Genomic DNA, 23246 nt, shown 5'->3' on the forward strand with positions numbered 1-23246 from the left:
TACATGTGATTTCAGATCGAATCATCTCTCTCACTTATGTTTTTGTCAATTACATCCATTTATTGAACGAGTAATCTGTGAGTAAGCATCGTCGTGTTTAACTTAAACTGTTTAAGTATTTGTCTGTTAAGCCAAAATATTTCAAGTTGCCATCAGGTTCTAGAACCAAACTCATATTGGAAGTAGCGATCAAACCGGGATCATTGGTTGAAAAAATGACTGTTTTATTCAGCAGCTTATCGCTGAACAGGCGGTTAAAATACTGCGCGTTTTCATTTTCAGCCCCGTTGAACGGTTCATCAATGATTATAAGAGATTGTTCACAGTTACCTAAACCAAGCGCCAAACGCAGCTTTTGTTGAATGCCATTGGGAAGACCTTTGCACTTATCGACACTCAATTGAGTCGCCAAGCCTTCTGGCAGCCATTCGTCTAGCTCGAAGAAGCTCACCATCTCCTGCATTTTCTCTGTCGGAATCAATCCATTGTGTAAAATGAAATTGGTCTCCAAAGAACCTTCGAAAATGTGCAAATTGAAAGGGATGTAGTTAATCGACGTTCGATAGCGATAGCTGTTGAATTGCTTAATGTTATAGCCATCGACAGACACCGCGCCCTGATAACGATCTTCTAAGCCAGCCATGATTGAAATCAGCGTGGTCTTTCCGCTGCCTGTCGGTCCACATATAACGACTTTTGCACTGGGCGGTATCTTGAAGCCAAGGTTGGTTAACCCTGTTGCTGCTCCTGTATAACGGTGACTCACACCACTGCCCACAATAGTGCCTTGGAATAAGCGAATAGGCGGGCTCTTCTCTAAGGTCAATTTATCGTCATTCATCGACATCAAGTTGTTGATCTGTGCCGACGAAGCCTTGATGGATTGAAATTTAGAAATTGAGTTATAGATGCCCATTATCGGGCCTAGTGCTTTCCAAACGAGAATAACGGTTGCAAGCATCGCACCCGCATCAGAAGTGCCTTCCATTACTCCGATTACTGCGGTCACGATACTTGCCGTACCAATCACCTGAATCAAACTACCGCCAGCCGCCTGAATTTTACTGTTGGTTACAGCAACGTTCTCGGCATCACTGGTGCTTTGCATATGGGAGGCACTAAAGCGAGATTGAACCACACGCAGTAAAGGCAAACCCTGAATGGTTTTAATACCACGAAGGATTTCATTCCATTGATAAGAGACCATCGCATTGGCGCGAGAGCTTTTGGATGTGGCTTGAGAATAGATATAGCGTGAGTATACACAGAACACCAACATCAAGATTAAGCCGCCCATCACCACAAGCGCTGCCGTGCCAGACATTAGGGCAATCGCGATGATAAAAACAATCACAAACGGCATATCAAAGTAGCTGAGGGTTGATTCTGCGGTTACTAAGCGACGGAAGGTATCGATATCTTTCAATCGCGCCAGTTGAGATGAAACCCCTGCAGTTGATGTCATTGCGTAAGGTAGCCAAAGCAGTTTCGATATTACGGCTTGAGATATGTGAACCGCGAGATCTTTACCGGAGGTAGCAATGATGTTGACTCGCATCTTTTTAAAAAAGTATTCCGAAAAACCCACAATAATGGCAAATAAGGTCAACCAATAGAGTGTCGCTTGAGAACTCGAAGTAAGCGCGAAGTTATACACACTCATGATAAAGAATGGCTGTAATGCGCCCAGAATACTGATCACGAAGCTAAGAATGATCAGGCTTTTAAGTTCATTGTTATAACGATAGAAAGCGTACTTTATCCAATTGCTTCTGTCCTGAGATTCCGGTGGTGGTTCACGAAACAGGCGAGAATATTCACTAATTGCAATCAACAAACAGGGCTTCTTACACATTGGATATTCAATGGTGTTGTTGTTCGTGTAATCAAACAACATCAGCTTTCCATCTTTGGTACCCAAGAAGATGGCGCTCAGATTTTCTATCTCAATAAAGCATGGGTGAGGGTACTTATCGATATTCTCTAGCGTTTTTAACTGGGTGACATCACACCGGTATCCAAGACGTTCTATGGTTGCAGTAAAGCTGTCGCTGTCTTTTGGCTTGGGAATAAAGGCGTCACTGAGTATAGAGGGCGTACCTTCCCATTCAAGAGCAATCAAGGTATAAGCCAAGCCGCGAATCAGAGGTGAATGACTGTAACGCTCGTCATAACCGCTTGCTTCAAAATCCGAAACACGTTGAGAGACGTTGTTGAAGTCCACAAGGATACTCATTGGTTACCTCCCGTAAGCTTGACACGTTTGAGGCGGTGGTTAAGTTTGTCCATCTTATTGCTGGCGATGATTAAGATTTTGTCATTGGCACGATAGGCGGTACTGGTCAGCACGACGCGCGCAAATTCCTCATCAAAGACACAATCTATATCGTCGAATATCAATACACGTTTACTGGCGAGCAGGGCTCTGACTAATAACAGAGCATATCCAACTTGGCGAGAGAATGGATTGCGCATGTGCCCTTTGAGTTCCGTATAAAAACCAGCAGGAAGTCCGTCAATTTGCGCCTTGATGTTCATGGTTTCGCATAAGGCGAAAGCGGTGTTATTCAAGCTTGGACGGAAACACGTTAGGTTATCAATAATGGTCCCTTCCACGAATGAGCTTGTTTTATCGACCATCAGCACGCTGTTACGCCAAACGTTGTAGTTTACGTCACTCAGAGGCGTGTCATTAATCATGATGTCCAGTTTGTTATCATTGTTCTGACGTGTAATACAGTTAGCAAGGTGGGTCTTACCGGAGCCACTTTCCCCGGTAAGCAAATAGGTTTGTCCGAGTTCAAATTCGATACGCTGCTTTTCAGAATATTTAACAGAAATACGTTCTACTTCGGTCGTCTCATGTTGATGTTCAACCGACGCGGCCAGTTCAAGAAGCTCGGCGATGCGCTGTATATGGAGTTTGTTTAGTTCCCAACGGCTCGCGGTAAGCATCACTTGTTGGTATGGCGCGAAGTAACGGTTGGTCAGCATGATTATCGCGGCCATAATGCCTTGGCTTGACTCCATATTGATCACGGCTGTTGCCAATACCACAACAACACAAGCAATTGATAGTTGTTGGATGAGCGCTAAGATCAAGCCAAAATTCGATTCAATCTGTTCGTATTTGATGTTTTCAACTTCACGTTCCTCGACCATTTGTGTCATCAGGCTTTCAACGCGGTATTCCATGTTTCGCGCTTTGATGTCCAGCGGGCTTGAAATAATTTCAATGATTTTGGACGTCGTTAAGCCCTCTATATCGGACTTGTTCTGTAAGCTGCCAATCTTTTGTTTAGAAAGGCTCCAAGCGAAAATAGCTAAAATGAGCGAGGCAATCAGAAGCGTCACGCCAGCCCATATGTTGATTAGACCAATAATAAGGATGGTTATTACGCTGACGGTAAGGTTTATCAGAGCTCGAACCGATTCGCCACCAAAGAAGGTTTTCAGTTCAGGAATGGTTGAGATTCGTTCGAGGTATTCGCCCGGTTCTAAGCGGCGAAATTTAGAGATCTCAGCCAAACAGATGGATTGGAATACCTTGTTGGTTAAGTTGGTCTCAAACTGCCTCATGATGACGGAAGATATCTTCTCTTCCTGATTTTTCAGGTGGTAGTCGAGGAAGATAGAAATCAGGATAATCGCGAACAGCAAGAACAAGGTATCTTGTGCTTGGTTGGGTAATACTCGGTCGAAAATGATTAGAATGGAGAAGGGCAGTACCAAGCCAAATAGAGTGGAAATTATTGTAGAGAAAGTCAGATAACACTTATCTGCCATATTGATCTTTTGAGAAAACTGCTCAGTTTGCATTACGACCTCCTGTTTTCAACGACTCAGTTGAGAGAAGGTGTTTAGGTACTAATTCTTGATTGTTTCGTCCTTCGATATCACTCATCAATTGCATGATGCTTTCGATAGATTGAATCGAGAGTACGCCTTTTGTTTGTTCAAGCTTAATGGTTTCGATGATGTAGTCGTATCGTGCGCTTTCATAATCTCTTAAGGCGCTGAAAAGCTTACTTTCTGCGGCCAATAAATCGGTGATCGTACGGGTGCCTAACTGGTATGCCCTTTGAATACCTTTATAAGAGGCATAGTTGGCGCGAATGATGTTCTCGTAACTGCTTATAGATTGCGAAAAATCGTTAATGTTGAGCACTGAGGTGTTCACGCTGTTGCGCGTGGTGTAAAGCGAGTCTTGATAAAGCAGCTCGGTACGTTCAATCGCCGTCGAGGATTTTTGATATCCGTAGTAATCAGAGCCACCAGACAAGATAGGCAAGGCTAGGTTCAAGCCAACGCTGGTTGAGTTGCTTTCGCCTGTTGCTGTGATGTCGGTTTTATCGTAGTTATTGGCGTCATCGTGACGATAACTGGCTGAAAGCGACACGGTAGGTAAGAAGTTTGTACCGCTCTCTTTTAAGCTTCTACGGCTTCTCTCGACGTTTTTCTTCGCCACTAACAAGTCGTTGTTGAGCTTTAATGCTTGATCCATGATTGAGTGTTGTTCGCTTTCGTTTATCTCTTTTAATGGGACACTTTCGTATATATCTTGTGATGGAGTGATAGGGTACTGAATCTGAATGGATAGTCCGTTGAGAATGACACGGCGATCTTTCTGCAAGGTTCTTAATCGATTCGACACGCCTTCTTTTTGAGCGATAACTTCGTACAGTTCACTTGCGGCTGTGTTCCCCAATTCTACGTTACGTCGCATCTGATGTTCACGTGTTTCAGACGACTTAAGCTCAACCTTGGTCGCTTTAATCTGTGCATTGTTTTTCAAATACTCAAAGTATTGAGAGCCGATTTCTGAGATGGTGCTTTGGGTTTTGTTCTCGTGTTTAATTTCTTCAATATCGAAGTCGAGCTTAGCTGTTCCATATTTGAAAATATCGCCCAGATTGAAGATCGACTGGGAAAGAGAAAGGCTGTAGCTGTTTGAGTTATAGCTAGAGGTTTCATCTGGTACGCTCGATAACAAGGTCTCATTCTCGTTCCATGTGGTATCTGCTGCGCCATTGAGTGAAGGTAGAAATTTAGAACGACTGATACCTATGTTGTACTCGTTTTCTTCGACACCTTTATCACTGGCGCGAAGGGATAGGCTGTTTTGCAGGCCGAGTTCGACCGCCTCAAGCAGGGTTGTCCCCGATGCTGAAGGTGTCGTGATTAATGTAAGTGCAGCTATGATGCTGCTAGTTAAGTTTCTGTACCGCCACATACTTGTTGATCACCTTGATGATTTGGTCGCTTTTATAAGGTTTGCTGATCACGTAATCCATTCCGGCCTCAATACAAGCCTGGTGTTCGTTACTGCTGGTCAATGCGGTTGCACCTATGATGGTACAAGGGTTTTTCTCGTTTTGTTGTTCAAATTGTCGAATACGTTTTGTCGCCTCAATGCCGCCCATCCCTGGCATGATGCAGTCCATAAAAATGATGTCTGAGCGTTTATTCATGAAGTGTTTCACTGCGTCAGCGCCATCGCCAACCATGTCTGGTTCATATTCTTGTTTGGTAAGAATCCGTTTAAGTAAAATCTGCTGAACTCGGTCATCCTCTACGATAAGGAATGAGCTGTTTTCCATCTGCTCTTCCGATGCTTCTGCTTCCATAATGGTGAGTAAGTTAGGAATAAACTCATAGGGGATGGCTGGTGAGTTGATGATCTTGTCGACGAAGCTATGACATTCTTGTGCTTGCTGAGTACTGGTTACTGACAACAGTAACTTGGTATTTGGATGATTCTTTAGCTGAGATTTCACCGTCTTACTCAACGACGGCAGCTTGTTGGGTTCAAAGGTATCGGTGAGCATAATCGCGTCGTAATCACCGAATGTTTTCGCCGCTGAGAAAAGCTCATTTGCAGTGCGAATCTCGGTGATGTCTAGCCCCAAGTTGCTGAGCATCTTCTTCATCACATCAATACGGATTTGAGTATTGGCACACAACAGCAAACGCTTGCCATCAAAGCGAGTCTTCTCTGTGTGGAAATTCTTAGCCTTGAGATCAAGTTCGATCTGAAAACGTTCCTGAGCCCCGGATTGGAACCAGTGACTCTCGTAATATCTGTAATCTTTCAAAACGCTTTTAGCCAAGTCATCTGTGTTCGCAGTATGGTCTTTGTGAGCGCTCCAATGGAGTTTATTTAGCTTAGCTACAGAGACATCCAACGTTGAAAGGAAATTCAGGTTGATGGTGACACGGGTATTTTCCATATCAGAAGCCGCGCCAAACTCTATTGTCACGAATAACTTCTTGTTTGATTTAAGTTGGATGGCATTAGAAAGCTGCAGGAACAATATCCAGAACAAGCTGGTGGATTGGCCTGCAACACGGTTCGGCAAGTTGTCAGAGATAAAGCAGTCAAGTTGACCTTCGTTCCTCTGAACTTTGGCGCTGATATGAATCATCAATTCAGACAACACGTTCAGTAGAGAGAACTCCTTCGACTTACTTTCCGTACCCTGTGAAATCAAACGGTTATAGTTTTCTGCTAACTCAGATAAGGTACTACACGCAGAGGTAATATCCTTCGCCATCAATACGCCGTTTTCATCGGTTTCTTGCACCAGATATTGGACACCACCGTTGATGGTGTTGGTGATTCCGCGAATCTCATAGCCGATTAGCGCATACAGCTGTTTGTAGAGATCGTTATTGCGCTTTTGGTCTTCCAATTTACTGAAGATCAGTTTGAGATGAGAGTAGATCTGACGCTGCTTAGGGTTAATGCTCACTTCGTTAAGAAGCTCTTCAAGCCGTTGTAAATCGAGCTGCTTCAGCTCTTTGTATAGAGCGTCGAATTCATAGTCGATTTCGCGTTCGTTCGAGCTGGATTTCTTCAGTTTCAACATAGCAACTGAGTTGGATAGAATAGTAATCACAGCCAATATCACGACCACCATAAACAACCAGATAAAGAACTCGTTTTTCTTAGACATTAAGTCATTCGCATGGTTGTTAAACATGGTGCGATAGTTGTCATCCATCTGAAGGTAGTTATTGGTCAGTGAAAGGTACAAGCCTAATACGTCGTTACGTGTTTTAGGGCTATCAGAGAAACGATTAATCGCTAATTCCAGTTGCGTGTATTCAGTTGCTCCAACCAAGCTGAATTCGGTTTTGTTCAACGAGGCTAAAGAGCGAAATTCATCAATTTCACGCTTCAAGTTAACTAGATTGAATGCGTTAGTACCGCAAGTGTTGGTACTTAAGCAGAGCTGCAGAGTTTGAATATCTTGTTCTATGGTCTGATTAAGTTTCTGGGCTTGTATGAGCAGTGGGGCACTTTGCACTTGTGCGACTGAGTCTACTTTTGACCAAGAAAAGTATAAATAGAAAGCGAGTGCAGCCAAGACCATGCTAAATAGTATGCTTAGGCGTACAGCGGGTACGGAAATATTGTACGAAGGTTTTCTGCTCATTGATTACCTCTCATCGAAAGCATCCTCGATGGCTGACATCACAGGTTTCGCAGCGTATTCGATCACGCGACGCGAGCCTGTTTTTACATCGGCGGTAAATTCCATGTAAGGTGATAACTTGTACTGAGTGCCTCCTCGTTCAAGAAAGTTTCGGTCAATTTCAATCTCTGCTAAATAGAACTCAGCGTCTTCCTCTTCGTATGATGAACGGCTGATTGAGGCGATGGTTCCTTCAACAAAACCGTATTTTGCAAAGTTATAGGTGTCCATTTTTACTTTTACCGCCTGACCAATTTCAACGAAGCCCATGTCTTTACGTGGAATTTTCGCTTCACCGTGAAGGGAGTTATTGATGGGTGCAATATCGGCGATACTTTCACCTGGCGGAATCACTGCGGAACGGAAGTTGAAGTGAAGTTTGTCGACTACGCCATCCACTGGAGAGTAGACGATTAGGCGATCAACCTTGTCGGAATGCTGTGGTTGTAAGATTCGCTTCAACTTGAGGTCTTTATTCGCTTGAATGATTTGCGCTTGATACTCAGAGTTTCGGTTCTCAACCAAGTCACGGTGTTGCTTTTCCAATTTGTCGAGTTGGAAACGCTCATTCATCACAGACTCGTCAAGGTTCTCAATCTCACGAACCATATTCGACTCTTGTACTTTCATGTTAAGAACGTCGACATAAGACGCCATCTCTTCTTTATAGAGGGTGTTTTTGATGTTGAGTTGCTTACGAATCAGAGATAGTTGATTTTCTGAGCTTTTGCGACGCTTTAACATTGAACTAATTAACGAGTTCTTGTGCTTAATATCGTGAGTGATGAGTTCTTCATTTGAACGGTTTTTAGAGAACTCTTGCCTCCACGTATTCATGTTGACCTGAACTTGTTCAGGGTATTTTTCAATGAAAGCATCGAAGTTAGGCTCTATCATGTCGCGTAAGCTTTCATAACGAATCTTGTCGAGCTCTATCTGAATAATTTCAGTATTCACGGTATCAAGTTGAGTGTTGCGGTCGAGTGAGCGTATTCGAGCGATAGGTTGGCCCTCATAAACGACTTCACCTTTTCTGACTAACAATTCTTCTAATATCCCGCCCTCCAGATGTTGAACCTTCTCAACATCCGATTCCAATAGCAGTTCGCCACGTACAGAAACAACAATGTCGATACGTGCTTGTGACGCCACTGCGATAGCGACCAAAGCGAGTAAGAATATAATGAGTAACGTTTTGTGAACGCTGGTCATGGCACTAGCAAGCACAATAGTGTCATCAGCTGTGACCTTAGAAGCCTCGTTATTGGAAACAAGTGCTTTTCTGAGGTGATGTTCTATTTGGTTATTGCTCATGACTGACCTCGGTTACTTGCCATCTATTACTTGCTTAATATCCAACAAGTGGTTGATTTGGCGATTGACGTTGTGCAATTCAGTTTTTACATCCTCTATTAGATCTTCCGGCGCAGGGAACTCGTGTCTACTCAAGTGTTCCAATTTGGCCATTTTGGGCGGAAGGTCTTGGTCGCAAAGCAACGTTAAGATGGTCTTCAACTTTTTTGAGTAACTGTTGAGTTCATCAAAACGATTACCGTTATGAAGCGCTTCTATATTTAGGGCTGCGTCAGAAAAGTCGTTGTAAAAGTCGCCTAATAGCAATTGCAGCCCTTTGTGGTTGTTGTCGATCGAGCGCAACAAATTCGTCATGTCTATCATCGCTCCACTGCCTTAATTGCTTTAATCACAATAACTAAGGATCTTTAAACGCAGTTTTCAAATTTTTTTTGATTCTTTCTCTTTAAAAAGAAGCTATGAAAAATGTTGTATAAAAAATTGGTTTTTCAAAATGATGTCCTTTAATGCCTCTATAAATACGATCAGTTAGCTAGTAGCAACGGAGGCTGTAATGGCAGGCGAAAATAACCAAAACAACCAAAATGAAGATCTAAATGACGCGGTAGAACAAACGGATACGAACGACGCGGGTACGCCCTCCCAACAGCAGAATCAACAAAATCAACAAAATACGATTGCGTCGACAATAGCGACGGGTGCTGAAAATACGGATGCGGCAGACGAAGTTAACCAGGCTTTAGACGACAATCCGAGTGGTGCAGGTAATGCTGAAGATGCCTCGGCTTCTGGTGCGGGTGTGCAAGAAGATACGCAAGAAAGTGGTAGTGATTCAGACGCAGCACAATCCAATGTAGTTGGTGGGGCCGCTTCTGAAGCTGGCTCGGATAACGCTGCTGGTAGTGGTGGCGGACCTGGAGCGGGCGCACAAGCTGTAGGCGGTGATAACGCAGAGGCTGCGACAGGTGGCGCAGACGCAGAAGGTAATGAAGAACAAGGCCAAGCTGCGCGTACTTCAGCAGCGCCGAGTGCGACATCTTCAGAGTCAGGTGACCAACAAGTTGGTGATGACCTCGATTCACAGACCGTAGAAGAGACATTCGCAGTAGATGTTCAAGCTTCTGACGAAGAGACCATTAGTGAAGTAGAAGATGACTTTGATTCTGAGACAACAAGTGAAACGTTCAAAATCAAAGTGGAAAGTGAAAATGATGCGCCAGAAGCTGAACAAGATCTGGCTTACATCATGGATGAAGATGGATCCATAACATTTACCCAAGAACAATTACTCGAATACGCAAGTGATGTAGATGGGGACGAGCTTGTTGCTTCTAACGTTCAAGTTGGTGCTGATGCAACAGTTCAAGACAATGGTGATGGTACTTTCACCGTTGTTCCTTCAGCTGACTTTAATGGTGAACTTGACCTTACTTTCGACATCAGTGATGGCCAAGAAACGATCAGTAGCGCAATTGACTTAACGGTACGTCCGATTAATGACGCGCCTGTTCCTGAAGATAAAACGTTTGAAATTGAGGAAGATGGCACACTTGTTTTCACGGATGCAGACCTCCTAACGGGTGCAACCGATATTGAAGGTGATGATTTAACGGTTGAAGGCATCAGTTATGAAGGGACTGATGGGGTACTGACAGACCATGGTGACGGCTCATACAGCTTTGCGCCAAATGAAAACTTCAATGGCGATGTGAGCTTCAGCTTCGATGTGTCGGACGGCACCGATACGGTGTCTGCAAACATTGATGTTAGTGTGACTCCTGAGAACGATCCGCCAGTTGCGGGTTCAACGTCTTACACGGTGAATGAAGACAATTCGATTACCATTTCTGATGCACAATTGTTGGCAACGTCTTCAGATATCGAAGGCGATGTATCTATCGATAGTGTGACGTATTCAGGTAGTGACGGTGTATTGGAAATCAATGGTGATGGTACATACACTTTCTCGCCAAATGAAAACTTCAGCGGTGAAATTGCACTGGATGTGGTTGTTGCTGATGAAGATGGTGCGACCGATGCGACGACCGCTGGTATCAATGTTCTTGAAGTGAACGATCCACCAGTTGCAGGCCCAACGTCTTACACGATTGATGAAGACTCAGTACTTACATTCAGTGAGTCACAAGTGCTACTTAACGCTTCTGATGTTGAAGGGAATGTTGAGCTTGTCGGTATTAGCTACGACGGCCCCGATGGTATCTTCTCAGTCAATAGCGACGGTACTTGTAGCTTTGCACCAAATGAGAACTTTAATGGCCAAGTTAAACTTGATGTGACCATTCGTGATGAAGATGGCGCTGAAGTTGATACGGTCATCAACGTTGACGTACTGCCAATCAACGATGTACCAGTATCGGGCGACTTGGCTTACAACGTTAACGAAGACGGCTCAATTACCTTGAGCCAAGAACAATTATTGTCTCAAGTATCTGACGTTGAGGGTGATGACCTAACGGCGAGCGACCTAACGGTTGATGGCAACGCTACAGTAACCGCTCATGATGATGGTAGCTTCACCCTTGTTCCAGATGCGAACTTTAATGGTGACGTTGATATCCAATTCAACATCACGGATGGTACTGACACGGTTCAAGCAACCGCCGATCTTACGGTTAATCCAGTTAATGACTTGCCGGTTCCTCAAGATCAACAATTCAGCATTGAAGAAGACGGTACGCTGCAATTTACAGATGCCGATCTACTTACCGGTGCCACCGATATTGATGGCGATGACCTAACTGTTGAAGGCGTTAGCTACACAGGTGGTGACGGTGTATTAACAGACCATGGTGATGGTACTTATACCTTTGCACCAAACGAAAACTTCAATGGTGATGTGAACTTCAGTTTCGATGTGTCTGATGGCACAGAAACAGTCAGCGCTAACATTGTTGTGAGTGTGACTCCTGAGAACGATCCGCCAGTTGCGGGTTCAACCTCATACATGGTCAATGAAGACAATGCCATCACAATTTCTGATGAACAGTTGTTAGCTAACTCTTCGGATATTGAAGGTGCCGTGTCGGTTGATACTGTGACTTACAGTGGCACTGATGGTGTGTTCCAAGATAACGGCGATGGCAGCTATACCTTCCTTCCTAATGAAAACTTCAGCGGTGATATCAGCCTTGATGTGATTGTTGCAGATGAAGAAGGTGCAATTGATGAAACCACAGCAGGTATTACCGTTCTTGAAGTGAACGATCCACCAGTTGCGGGTCCAACGTCGTACACCATTGACGAAGATTCGGTTCTGACGTTCAGTGAATCTCAGATTCTTGTGAATGCTTCGGATATCGAAGGCGATGTAGAACTTGTTGGCATTAACTATGATGGCTCTGACGGTATCTTCACTGTAAATGGTGATGGTACATGCAGTTTTGCACCCAACGAAAACTTCAATGGTCAGGTTCAACTGGGTGTGACCATTCAAGATGAAGATGGTGCAACGGTTGAAACACACATTAACGTTGATGTATTGCCAATCAATGATGCGCCAGTATCGGGCGATTTGGCTTACACCATCAATGAAGATAGTTCTATCACGTTAAGCCAAGAGCAATTGCTTGCAAGAGCCGATGATATCGATAGCGACAACTTAGAAGCTATCAACCTTTCGACCGATGAGAACGCGACCATCCAACAAAACGAGGATGGTAGCTACACCATTACACCAGACACTGATTACAACGGCGACCTAGACCTGAGCTTCGATATCATCGATAACGATGGTGGTGAGGTTCAAGTTGGTCTTGATATCACAGTGAACCCGTTGAATGACTTGCCACAAGCGCAAGATCAACAGTTCACGATTGAAGAAGACGGTACGTTACTCTTCACCGATGCTGATCTACTTGCAGGCGCGTCAGATATTGATGGTGATGAGCTGTCGATTGAAAACGTGCTCTACACGGGCGCTGATGGTGTTCTTAGTGATAATGGTGACGGCACTTACAGCTTTGCACCAAACGAGAACTTCAATGGTGATGTTCAATTCTCATTTGATGTTTCTGATGGCACGGGTTCAACAGCTGCCCATATTGATGTAAGTGTAACGCCGGAGAACGATCCACCTGTAGCGGGCTCGACAGCTTATACAGTTCAAGAAGATGGCCAAATCACAATCAGTGATGAACAGTTATTAGCGAACTCTTCAGATGTAGAGGGTGATGTTGCTCTATCGAGCGTTACTTACGCTGGTGACGATGGTTCGTTCGTTGATAACGGTAATGGCACCTACACCTTCACGCCAAATGAAAACTTCGACGGAGACATCTCACTAGACGTTGTCGTCGTTGACGAAGACGGTGCAACGGCGACAACGACAGCGGGAATTGATGTCATTGCTGTGAATGATGGGCCTGAAACGTCCGGTATTGAAGCCGAAGTCGATGAAGATAATTCAATCACGATTACTCAAGAACAGCTGCTTGCGAATGCTACTGACATTGAGGGTGATGAGTTAACGGCATCTAATCTTCAAACCAACGACCCTGACGTGACAATTGTTGCTAATGACGATGGTTCATTCACCATCACGCACACAGAAAACTTCAATGGCGAGTTGGAGTTCACATACAGCATCAGTGATGGTGACAATGAAGTTCTGACCACGCTCGACCTAACGGTTAATCCAGTTAATGATGCGCCAGAAGCGGGCGAAGAGATCTTCATCCAAGCGCAAGAAGATCAAACGGTTGGTGTGACGCTTCGTGAAGAACCTGCACTACGTTTAGACCAAGCGCCAGAAAACGGCATCATTGAAGCGAATGTTAATGGGGAATGGGTGGTGCTGGAAGTAGGGCAAGAAGTTCCTGCCGACACAGAAGTACGCTTTGTACCAAGTGAAGACGCTTTAGCTGAAGGCACGCATACCACACAAATTGGTACTTTCGACGATAACGCGAGCGTAGACGATTGGGGTACAGAAGTTGACCCTTACACTCGTGAGTTCTCAGATGGTGACTTAACGGTTACGGTTCAAAGTAACGATGATCCGCTTGGTGCGTGGAATGGTAATACGCACATTGGTCATGGTATCGGTGACACTGACCGTCAAGGCTTGAGTGGTGATGAAAAACTGACTATCTCGGTTGAAGGTCAAGACATCAATGAAATCAGCTTCCACCTAGATGGTTTGGGTGGCTGGTTCATGGAAGAGTCGCGCCACTTTACTGAAGTCGAAATTCGCGCCTTCAATGAAGACGGTGACATGATTGACTCGATGACTTACCACAAAGAAGATCGTGGTACGTTCGAGACTGACTACACACTAACGGTTGACCAACCAGTGTCTTACTTTGAACTGGGTACAGTGCAAGGTAATGGTACTTACGTTGTACAAAACATGACAGTGTCACAAACGTGTCATGATGAAGCTGTGTTTACATCGATTGGTGTCGACGGTTCAGAAATCACTGAAACGGTTGAATTGAACATCCATGCGGGTGATAACGAAATCGAACTAACGGCTGATCTGCCTAATATCACTATCGATACTGAAGGTTCAGCTCAGTTTGCTTCTGTTGTGATTACTGAAGAGCAGTTATTAGCTCAAGCATCAGACATCGATGGTGATGATCTTGATATTCAAAACCTAGAGCTGGTGGGTGAAAACTCAGAGCATGCAACACTAACAGATAATGGTGATGGCACTTGGACAGTAACACCGGATGAAAACTTTTACGGTGAAATTGAGCTAGGGTACCAAGTTAGCGATGGTGAGTTAACTGACGACAACATTATCAATATCAACTTCGAATCGGTGAATGATGCGCCAATCGTTTCTGGCCCAATTGTTCTATCGACAGATGAAGATCAAGGCATCACGTTCAGTGCTGATGACTTGTTGGCGAACACCACAGATATAGAGGGCGATACGCTGTCTATTTCTGACATCACTTATGGTGGTGATGACGGTGACTTAGTCGACAATGGCGATGGTACATTTACCTTTATGCCGAATGAGAACTTCAACGGCGAAATCGACATCGACTACAAGGTATTCGATGGCACCGATGAAGTAGCAACTCACCTAGACCTAACGGTTGTGCCTGTTAACGATGTTCCAGTTCCAGGTGAAGCGCTACACACCCAAATGCTCGAAAATGGCTCGATTTTCATTGAAGTGAAAGACCTTCTATCTGGCGCGACAGATGTTGATGGTGACATTCTCCATGTCGAAAACCTTCTACTTGCAGACCAAACGCAAGGTACGCTAACAGACAATGGCGACAACACCTTTACCTTTGAACCTGCTGAGAATTTCTATGGTGAAGTGAACCTGACCTTCGATATCAGTGATGGTCAAGCAAGCGCACCAAGTACTGCAAGAGTCGACGTTGAGATTGTCAACGAAGGCCCTGAAGTGAGCGGTCCGATTGAAGCGGCGGTTGATGAAGATGGCTCAATCACCATTACTCAAGAGGACTTGTTAGCGAACGCGACGGATGTCGATGGCGATAACCTAGAAGCCGTTAATCTTTCAACGAACGATCCAAATGCGGTTATCGTAGAAAACTCAGACGGTAGTTTCACTATCACACCAAGCGAAGATTTCTTTGGCGAGATTGAGTTTACTTACGATGTCACTGACGCGATTGAGACAGTCGCTGCTGATCTTAACCTAACCGTAAACCCAATCAACGATGCGCCAGATGTGCCGGACATGTCTTTCTCTACGGAAGATGGTCAAGCCATTACGATTACCGAAGCTGAGCTATTGGCACAAGCGACAGACGTTGAAGGTGATGAACTATCTGTGGTGAATGTGACTAGCGCGAGCGACACAGTCGAAGTTACGGATAATGGTGATGGAACATACACACTAACGCCAGAACAGGGCTTTTTCGGCAATGTTGATCTAGCGTTTGATGTGAGTGACGGCACCGATGTGGTGGCTGTAAACATCGACCTAAAAGTTGAATTCGTCAACGATGCACCAGAAGCAACGCCAATGGTGGCAGATGTCGATGAAGATGGTTCAATCCTCGTTACACAAGAAATGCTGTTGGAGAACGCGAGCGACCAAGATGGCGATGAGCTATTTGCGAGTGCTCTTGAAACCAACGATCCAAACGCAAGCATCGTAGACAATGGCGATGGCACTTACACGGTGACACCTTCGGAGAACTTCAACGGTGATATCGCATTCACTTATGAGGTGAGCGATGGTGAGTTAAGTACCTCTAATGACATGACATTGACCGTGAATTCGGTGAATGATATTCCAATTGTTGCTCCAGGTATGTACCACCTCGAAGAGGATGGCATCATCTTGTTCACTCAAGAAGATCTATTGAGTGGTGCGATTGATATTGATGGTGACGACCTAAGCGTTACCAGCATTAACTACTCTGGTGATGAAGGCACAGTAACCGATAACGGTGATGGCACGTTCAGCTTCGTTCCTGAAGAACATTTTAGTGGTGATCTACAGTTCAGTTTTACAGTGACCGACGGCACAACTGAAGTAGAGCAAGACCTTAATATCCACATTGAAGCGGTAGCGGATGCGCCTGACTTAGTTATCACGGATGGCGATGGTGTTAATGTTGATGATGAAGCGATTTTGGTTGAGCCTGGCGGCATTGTTGAGCTTAATATTGCGGCTGCACTGGTAGACCAAGATCTATCAGAAACACTGACAGTAACTGTGGATGGTGTTCCTGAAGGTTCGGTTATTCAATACGATAACGAAGGTGTTCTTAATGACCAAGAGAACGGTATCACCAGTTACAACGATACTGAAATTACAGTAACGTTTGAAGGTGAAACCGCGGGTTACCAAAACGCAGCGGGTTACTACAAAGTTGACGAAGACGGCAACATCACAGGTGTTGAAGTTGTTTACGAGAACGCATCACAAGTTGGTGGTGGTGGTGACCTTGTCCCAGGGCAAGATCAATTCAGCTTCCAAGTTGCAGAAGGTGAAAGCTTCAACCTGTTCTTGATTCCAAACGGACACCAGCACAACGACTTTGACGCGATGCAAGATGGTCAGTATGAGTTCCGTGCTGAAGATGGTTCTCCAGCGAACATGGATACGGTTGATCCTCAACTTGTGTTTGTTGCTGCCGATGGCACTGAAACAGTGATTCAAGGCCAGAATGGAGATGCGATTTTCCACGGAGGTTCAAGCGCACAACTAAACCAAGATGGTATCGAACATACTCGTACCACAGTTAATGAAGATGGCGAGTTGGTTTACGGATTTGAAGATCTTTATGGCGGCGGTGACGCAGACTATACCGATTTCAATTTCACGATTGATGTGGGTGAGGTGAACAGCCAAATCTATAGCGGTGAAGTTACTGTTGGCCCAGATGGCGCGGTAAACCTACCAATAACAGCGTTCGAAAACGAATTACAACTCCAGTTACCAGAAGACTTTAATCAACAGTTTGAAGTTCATGTAACGGCTACCGCGACAGAATTATCAAATGATGACTCTGAAGTGGTCTCTCAAACTATCTACATTAATGCGACGGGAGTGTCAGTTGATCATGCTCCTGAGGCTCTACCTGTCGCTGCTACCGTTCAAGAAGATGGCTCCATTGTGATCTCGCAAGAAGATCTGCTGGCCAATGCCAGTGATCTAGATGGCGACCAACTCACAGCGCTCAACCTAGCGACTGATGATGACAATGTGACCATCACGGATAACGGCGATGGTACTTACACATTAACGCCAGATGCTGACTTCAACGGTGACGTTAACTTCACCTTCGATGTATCGGATGGTGATGATATTGTCTCTACCAATCTAGAGCTAACCGTTTCACCAGTGAACGATGGTCCAGAAGCACAAGACCAGACATTCACAATCGGCGAAGATGGCGTGTTAACTTTCAATGATCAAGACCTATTAACAGGTGCAACGGACATTGAAGGAGACGACCTAGGTGTTGAAGGTGTAACTTACACTGGCGCCGACGGTGTCCTAACCGATAATGGCGATGGCACATACAGCTTCGCGCCAAACGAAAACTTCAATGGCGATGTGAACTTCTCGTTCAATGTATCAGATGGTACCGATACGGTAAGCGCTAACATTGATGTGAACGTGACACCAGAGAACGATCCACCTGTTGCAGGCAGTACGTCTTACACAGTTCATGAAGACAATTCGATCACCATCAGTAACGAGCAGCTATTAGCGAACTCTTCAGATATCGAAGGTGAAGTCGCGATTGATAGCGTGACTTACAGTGGTAGTGACGGTGTTCTGGAAATCAACGGCGACGGTACATATATCTTCTCTCCAAATGAGAACTTCAATGGTGAAGTTAGCCTAGATGTTGAAGTGACGGATGAAGACGGTGCGATCGAAGCAACCACCGCAGGTATCACCGTTCTTGAGGTGAACGATCCGCCGGTTGCTGGCCCAACGTCTTACACAATTGATGAAGATTCAGTACTGACGTTCAGCGAATCTCAAGTGCTGTTGAATGCTTCTGATATTGAAGGTGATGTTGAGCTTGTCGAAATTAACTACGATGGTCCTGACGGCATCTTCTCTATCAATGGAGATGGCACATGTAGTTTTGCACCGAACGAAAATTTCAACGGCCAAGTGCAGTTGGATGTGACCATTCAAGATGAAGACGGTGCTCAGGTTGATACCTATATTACGGTTGATGTCTTACCAATCAACGACGTACCAGTATCAGGCGACCTGGCATACAGTGTTGAGGAAGACGGTTCGATTACCTTGAGCCAAGAGCAGCTTCTTTCTCAAGCGAGTGATGTAGATGGCGACGACCTTACTGCTTCTAACTTGATTGTTGATGGTGACGCGACGGTTACGGCTAACGATGACGGTAGCTTTACCATCACACCAGATGCGAACTTCAATGGTGACATTGACCTAACGTTCGACATTAGCGATGGTACAGATACGCTTGTTGCGACGGCTGACCTAACCGTTAATCCAGCCAATGATCTTCCACAACCACAAGATCAAGCATTCACTATTGGTGAAGATGGGGTTCTTAACTTCACTGACGCTGACCTGTTAACAGGTGCAACGGATGTTGAAGGTGATGACCTGACGGTAGAAGGTGTGACATACACGGGTGCTGATGGTGTTCTTACTGATAATGGCGACGGAAGCTACAGCTTTGCGCCAAACGAGAACTTCAATGGTGATGTGAACTTCAGTTTTGATGTGTCAGATGGCACAGATACGGTTCAAGCCAACATTGATGTGAGTGTGACTCCTGAGAACGATCCACCAGTGGCGGGTAGCACGTCTTACACTGTGTATGAAGACAACTCAATCACGATCAGTAACGAACAGCTATTAGCCAATTCTTCAGACATTGAAGGTGAGGTTGCGATTGATAGTGTGACTTACACTGGTAGTGACGGTGTGTTCGAAGACAACGGTGACGGCACTTACACCTTCTCGCCAAACGAGAACTTCAATGGTGATGTGAGCTTAGCGGTTGTTGTTACCGATGAAGAAGGAGCAACAGAAGCGACCACAGCAGGAATCACCGTACTTGAGGTGAACGATCCGCCAATCGCAGGTTCTACCAGTTACTCAATGAACGAAGATGAAGTTATCACCATCAGTGCAGAGCAACTGTTGGCGAATGCTTCTGATATTGAAGGTGAAGTGGCGATTGATAGCGTTAACTACACAGGCGCTGACGGCATCTTTACTGACAATGGCGATGGAACATTCAGCTTCGCGCCGAACGCAAACTTCGACGGCGATGTTAGCCTCGATGTAGTTGTGACCGATGAGGATGGTGCAACGACGGCCACGACGGCAAGCATTGATGTTCTTCCAATTAACGATCCACCAGTATCGGGTGATTTGGCATACAGCATTGATGAAGATGGTTCGATTACTCTAACTCAAGAACAGTTGCTATCTCAAGCCTCTGATGTGGATGGCGATGACCTGACCGCAAGCAACTTAAGCGCAGGTGATAATGCTAACGTTGTTGATAATGGTGATGGCACCTTTACGGTAACGCCAGATGCTAACTTCAATGGCGATATCGACCTAAGCTTTGATATTTCGGACGGTACTGAGTCAATTGTGGCGAACGCTGACCTGACGGTAAACCCAGTCAATGACTTACCAACAGCCGCTGACCAAAGCTTTACCGTTGAGGAAGATGGAACGCTAACCTTCACGGATGCAGACTTACTAGCAGGCGCTGCAGACATCGACGGAGATGACCTGTCTATTACGGACGTGTCTTACACTGGCGCAGAGGGTGTGTTCACTGATAACGGTGATGGCACTTACAGCTTTGCTCCAAACGAGAACTTCAATGGCGATGTAAACCTTGGCTTCACAGTGTCTGATGGCACTGAGACAGTCGATGCCAATATTGGTGTGACGGTAACGGATGTTAACGATGCGCCAGTAGCGGGTTCTACGTCTTACCAAATGAACGAAGATGGCACCATCACAATCAGCCCTGAGCAGTTAATTGCTAATAGCTCTGACGTTGATGGTGAAGTGTCGCTTGAAAGCGTGACTTACTCAGGCTCTGACGGCACCTTGGTTCAAAACGATAACGGGTCTGTGACCTTCACGCCAAACGAGAACTTTAATGGTGATATCAGCCTAGATGTGGTCGTGACCGATGATGACGGTGCAACTGCAACAACAACGGCAGGTATCGAAGTTCTGGGTGTGAACGATGGACCTGAATCTGAGGATGTGAAACTAACCACAGCCGAAGACAGTACCATTCTTATCACACAAGACATGTTGTTAGCTCAAGCTACCGACATCGATAACACCGCAGACGAGCTATCAGCTTCTGGTCTACAAATCGACCCTAGCTTGGGTGAGTTGCTAGATAACGAAGATGGTACTTGGTCATTTACGCCTAACGAAAACTTCAATGGCGATGTGCCAATGACCTTCAACGTTAGTGATGGTCAAGAAACTATTTCAGTCGACGGCAACATCGACGTCACGCCAGTGAACGATGCCCCTGAAGCGCCTACGATTGAGATGCAAGGCGAAGAAGATGTGGTCATGGTGATTGACCCAGCTTACATCGCGGATCAAGTGACGGATTTAGATGGTGACGAGATCAGTATCGAAAGCATTACGGTTCGTGCTCCAGCTAATGCGACTTTAACTCAGCAGCCAGATGGCATGTATCACTTAGTGACTACTCAAGACTTCAATGGCTTGGTAGAACTGGGTTATCAAGCAACTGATGGTGAAGAGGTGGTTGATGGTTCGCTGAATGTGGATGTGATTCCAGTTAACGACGCTCCATTTAATGTCGGTAACGCAATGATGACCACAGACGAAGATGGCGCGTTCACCTTCGATGCTGGCGACTTGATGAACTTGTTCGGTGACATTGATACGGCTGACCTTGTGGTTTCACGCATTATCACCGCCGACGGTGAAGATGGCGGAGAAGTAACAGACAACGGCGATGGCACTTGGACATTCACACCAACGGGTGACTTTGCAGGCGTTTCAGACCTGCAAGTTGTCGTAAGTGATGGTGAGTTTGAAACGGTTCTCGATGTTCCTGTGTACGTTCGTCCTGTTGCGGATGGCGCGGTAATTACCACGGACCATGACGGTCCGCTAGTCTTCGGTGAAGATGAAACGGGTCACTTGGGACTGAACGTTGGCCTAGTCGACGACTCAGAAACACTAAGTAACCTAGTGATGACAGGTTTCCCTGTTGGATTCGAGGTAACCGATGGTGTGAACACCGTGATGATCACTGAGCCGGGTCAATACATCGACCTGTTCGACTGGGATATCTCAAACATTCAAATGACACCACCGGAAGACTTCCATGGTGAGTTCTTCGTAACCGTAAGTGCAACAACGGTCGATTACGGAGATGAGCCCGAAGCGTTCGAAGATGGCATCGATTCAGGTGATTTCGAAACGGTAGCGGGTGATTCTATCATCCTAACTGCTGATGACCTGATTGGGTTGGTTGAGAATGTAGATGCAGACAGCGACGATGAAGTGAAACTGGTTCATCTAGCAGACCGCAGCCAAGGTGAGATTGTCGATAATGGCGATGGCACTTGGACATTCACACCAGCACCTGGCTTTACTGGTGAAGCAGACATTGCTTACGTGGTTGATAAAGATGGCGTACTTCATGATGAGCAAACTGGCGTAGTCGTGAAAGAAGACGACTCACAAGAGAATGCAGCACCAGAAGTTAACAGCATTACGACGACGGAAATCGCAGCGGATACAACCTTGTCGTTCACTGATGAAGATATGTTAGCGAATCTGAGCGATGCAGAAGGTGATAGCTTAAGCATTGAGTCAGTAAGCTTGGTGGAAGGTCAGGGCGTCATTGAGAGCGATAACCAAGGTAACTATCAATTCACACCAGCTGAAGACTACACCGGCGATGTTCAAGTTGGATTCATAGCGACCGATGGCGAAAATCGCATCGAAAGCTTCTTCAATGTGGATATCCAAGGCGGAGATGAAGCAGCGGCGAGCGAAGGTTATGCCTTAGCTGATGATGGTTCACTAATTATCACGGATGCACAGTTGGTGGATGAGTTGGGCGTGAGTGACTCTGCACAAGTTGTTGATGTTGCAGACGCGAACGATGCTGGCTTCTTCGCGGAATCTGGTGAAGGTGAGTGGACGTACTGGCCGAACGAAGACTTCGATGGCAATTTAGCGATGAATGTTGAAGTTAACGACGGTGGTGAAGTATCAAGTCACAGCGTAAGCATCCAAGTAGCCGATGATTCAGTACAAAGTGATGAACCACAAGTTCAAGCAGCTCAAGCAACAGAAGAGCAACAAGTGGAAGTGGCGCAACAAGCTGATGACCAATCTCAAGATGTTGAAACTGAAGACAGTACAGCTGATGTAACCGCGGCACCGGGCGATACCATCTCTATCTCGATTCCAGATGAGGTGAGTGGTAACGAATCGGTTGATTACGCTGATATGTCTGGCTTACCTGAGGGCGCTACTGTGAGCAACGCACTTGATAACGGTGATGGTAGCTTCACAATCAGTGGCAACTTAGAGCAGCCTGTATCCGTTGAACTTCCAGAAGGTTATGAAGGTACTAGCGAGATCCAATTCCAAGGTTACGACGAACTGGGTAGCTCAATAGACGGTGCTAGCGGTTCTGTTGAAGTTGAGGTCGATGACCAATACACCATGCAAGGTTCTACGCAAGAGCAGCAACCGGACATGGCGGGTATGGAATCTGGTGGCAGCGACTGGACAAATGCGGGAGGTCAAGACCAAGGTGTTGACTTCACGGACGACTCTGGAAGCTTCGATTCAGATTCTCAAACTGGAACCGATCAAGGCAACGACTTCGACCAAAGCTCGATTTAATCGAGAGGGCTTAGTTTTAGTCTAAACCAACAAGTAAATAGGGCAGCGTAAAGTTGCCCTAATTAAAGCCATGTAGAGTTATTGATACATGGCTT

7 protein-coding genes are annotated in these 23246 nt (G+C 45.5%); 1 reads left to right on the forward strand and 6 read right to left on the reverse strand.

What is annotated here, in order from left to right:
• Positions 1-97: 97 nt before the first annotated feature.
• The 6 genes from BCV39_RS14450 to BCV39_RS14475 are packed head-to-tail and all read right to left on the reverse strand — an operon-like array spanning position 98 to position 9155.
• Entirely contained in the window at positions 98-2236 is a 2139-nt protein-coding gene (locus BCV39_RS14450) for an ATP-binding cassette domain-containing protein (protein WP_102432437.1), read from the reverse strand.
• Entirely contained in the window at positions 2233-3819 is a 1587-nt protein-coding gene (locus tag BCV39_RS14455) for an ABC transporter transmembrane domain-containing protein (protein ID WP_102432436.1), read from the reverse strand. Before BCV39_RS14455 ends, BCV39_RS14450 begins: the two co-directional genes overlap by 4 nt.
• Positions 3809-5233, reverse strand: a complete 1425-nt coding sequence (locus BCV39_RS14460) for a TolC family protein (protein ID WP_102432435.1) — start codon at positions 5231-5233, stop codon at positions 3809-3811. The genes BCV39_RS14455 and BCV39_RS14460 overlap by 11 nt, the downstream gene beginning before the upstream one ends.
• Positions 5208-7439 carry a response regulator gene (locus BCV39_RS14465; protein ID WP_102432434.1) on the reverse strand — a complete coding sequence of 744 codons (2232 nt, stop codon included), beginning with the start codon at positions 7437-7439 and terminating at the stop codon, positions 5208-5210. The genes BCV39_RS14460 and BCV39_RS14465 overlap by 26 nt, the downstream gene beginning before the upstream one ends.
• Positions 7440-7442: 3 nt before the next feature.
• The gene (locus tag BCV39_RS14470; protein ID WP_102432433.1) at positions 7443-8792 is read right to left on the reverse strand and encodes an HlyD family type I secretion periplasmic adaptor subunit; all 1350 of its coding nucleotides are present in this window, start codon (positions 8790-8792) and stop codon (positions 7443-7445) included.
• A 12-nt stretch (positions 8793-8804) separates the two neighbouring features.
• A complete protein-coding gene (locus BCV39_RS14475; RefSeq protein WP_102432432.1) occupies positions 8805-9155 on the reverse strand; it encodes a hypothetical protein in 351 nt (116 codons plus the stop codon).
• 190 nt (positions 9156-9345) lie between these two features.
• On the opposite strand from BCV39_RS14475, the gene BCV39_RS14480 reads away from it, so the two are divergent.
• On the forward strand, positions 9346-23151 hold the full coding sequence (locus BCV39_RS14480) for a tandem-95 repeat protein (RefSeq protein WP_102432431.1): 13806 nt from the start codon (positions 9346-9348) through the stop codon (positions 23149-23151).
• Positions 23152-23246: the final 95 nt, after the last annotated feature.

It is taken from the genome of Vibrio sp. 10N.286.55.E10 (assembly GCF_002872555.1).
In the GTDB taxonomy this organism is placed as follows: Bacteria; Pseudomonadota; Gammaproteobacteria; order Enterobacterales; family Vibrionaceae; genus Vibrio; species Vibrio crassostreae.

What these genes read in the sequence shown, in the direction of transcription:
- BCV39_RS14480 (WP_102432431.1), top strand. Translation starts at nt 9,346, where the DNA reads ATGGCAGGCGAAAATAACCAAAACAACCAAAATGAAGATCTAAATGAC.
- BCV39_RS14465 (WP_102432434.1), bottom strand. Translation starts at nt 7,439, where the DNA reads ATGAGCAGAAAACCTTCGTACAATATTTCCGTACCCGCTGTACGCCTA.
- BCV39_RS14470 (WP_102432433.1), bottom strand. Translation starts at nt 8,792, where the DNA reads ATGAGCAATAACCAAATAGAACATCACCTCAGAAAAGCACTTGTTTCC.
- BCV39_RS14460 (WP_102432435.1), bottom strand. Translation starts at nt 5,233, where the DNA reads ATGTGGCGGTACAGAAACTTAACTAGCAGCATCATAGCTGCACTTACA.
- BCV39_RS14455 (WP_102432436.1), bottom strand. Translation starts at nt 3,819, where the DNA reads ATGCAAACTGAGCAGTTTTCTCAAAAGATCAATATGGCAGATAAGTGT.
- BCV39_RS14475 (WP_102432432.1), bottom strand. Translation starts at nt 9,155, where the DNA reads ATGATAGACATGACGAATTTGTTGCGCTCGATCGACAACAACCACAAA.
- BCV39_RS14450 (WP_102432437.1), bottom strand. Translation starts at nt 2,236, where the DNA reads ATGAGTATCCTTGTGGACTTCAACAACGTCTCTCAACGTGTTTCGGAT.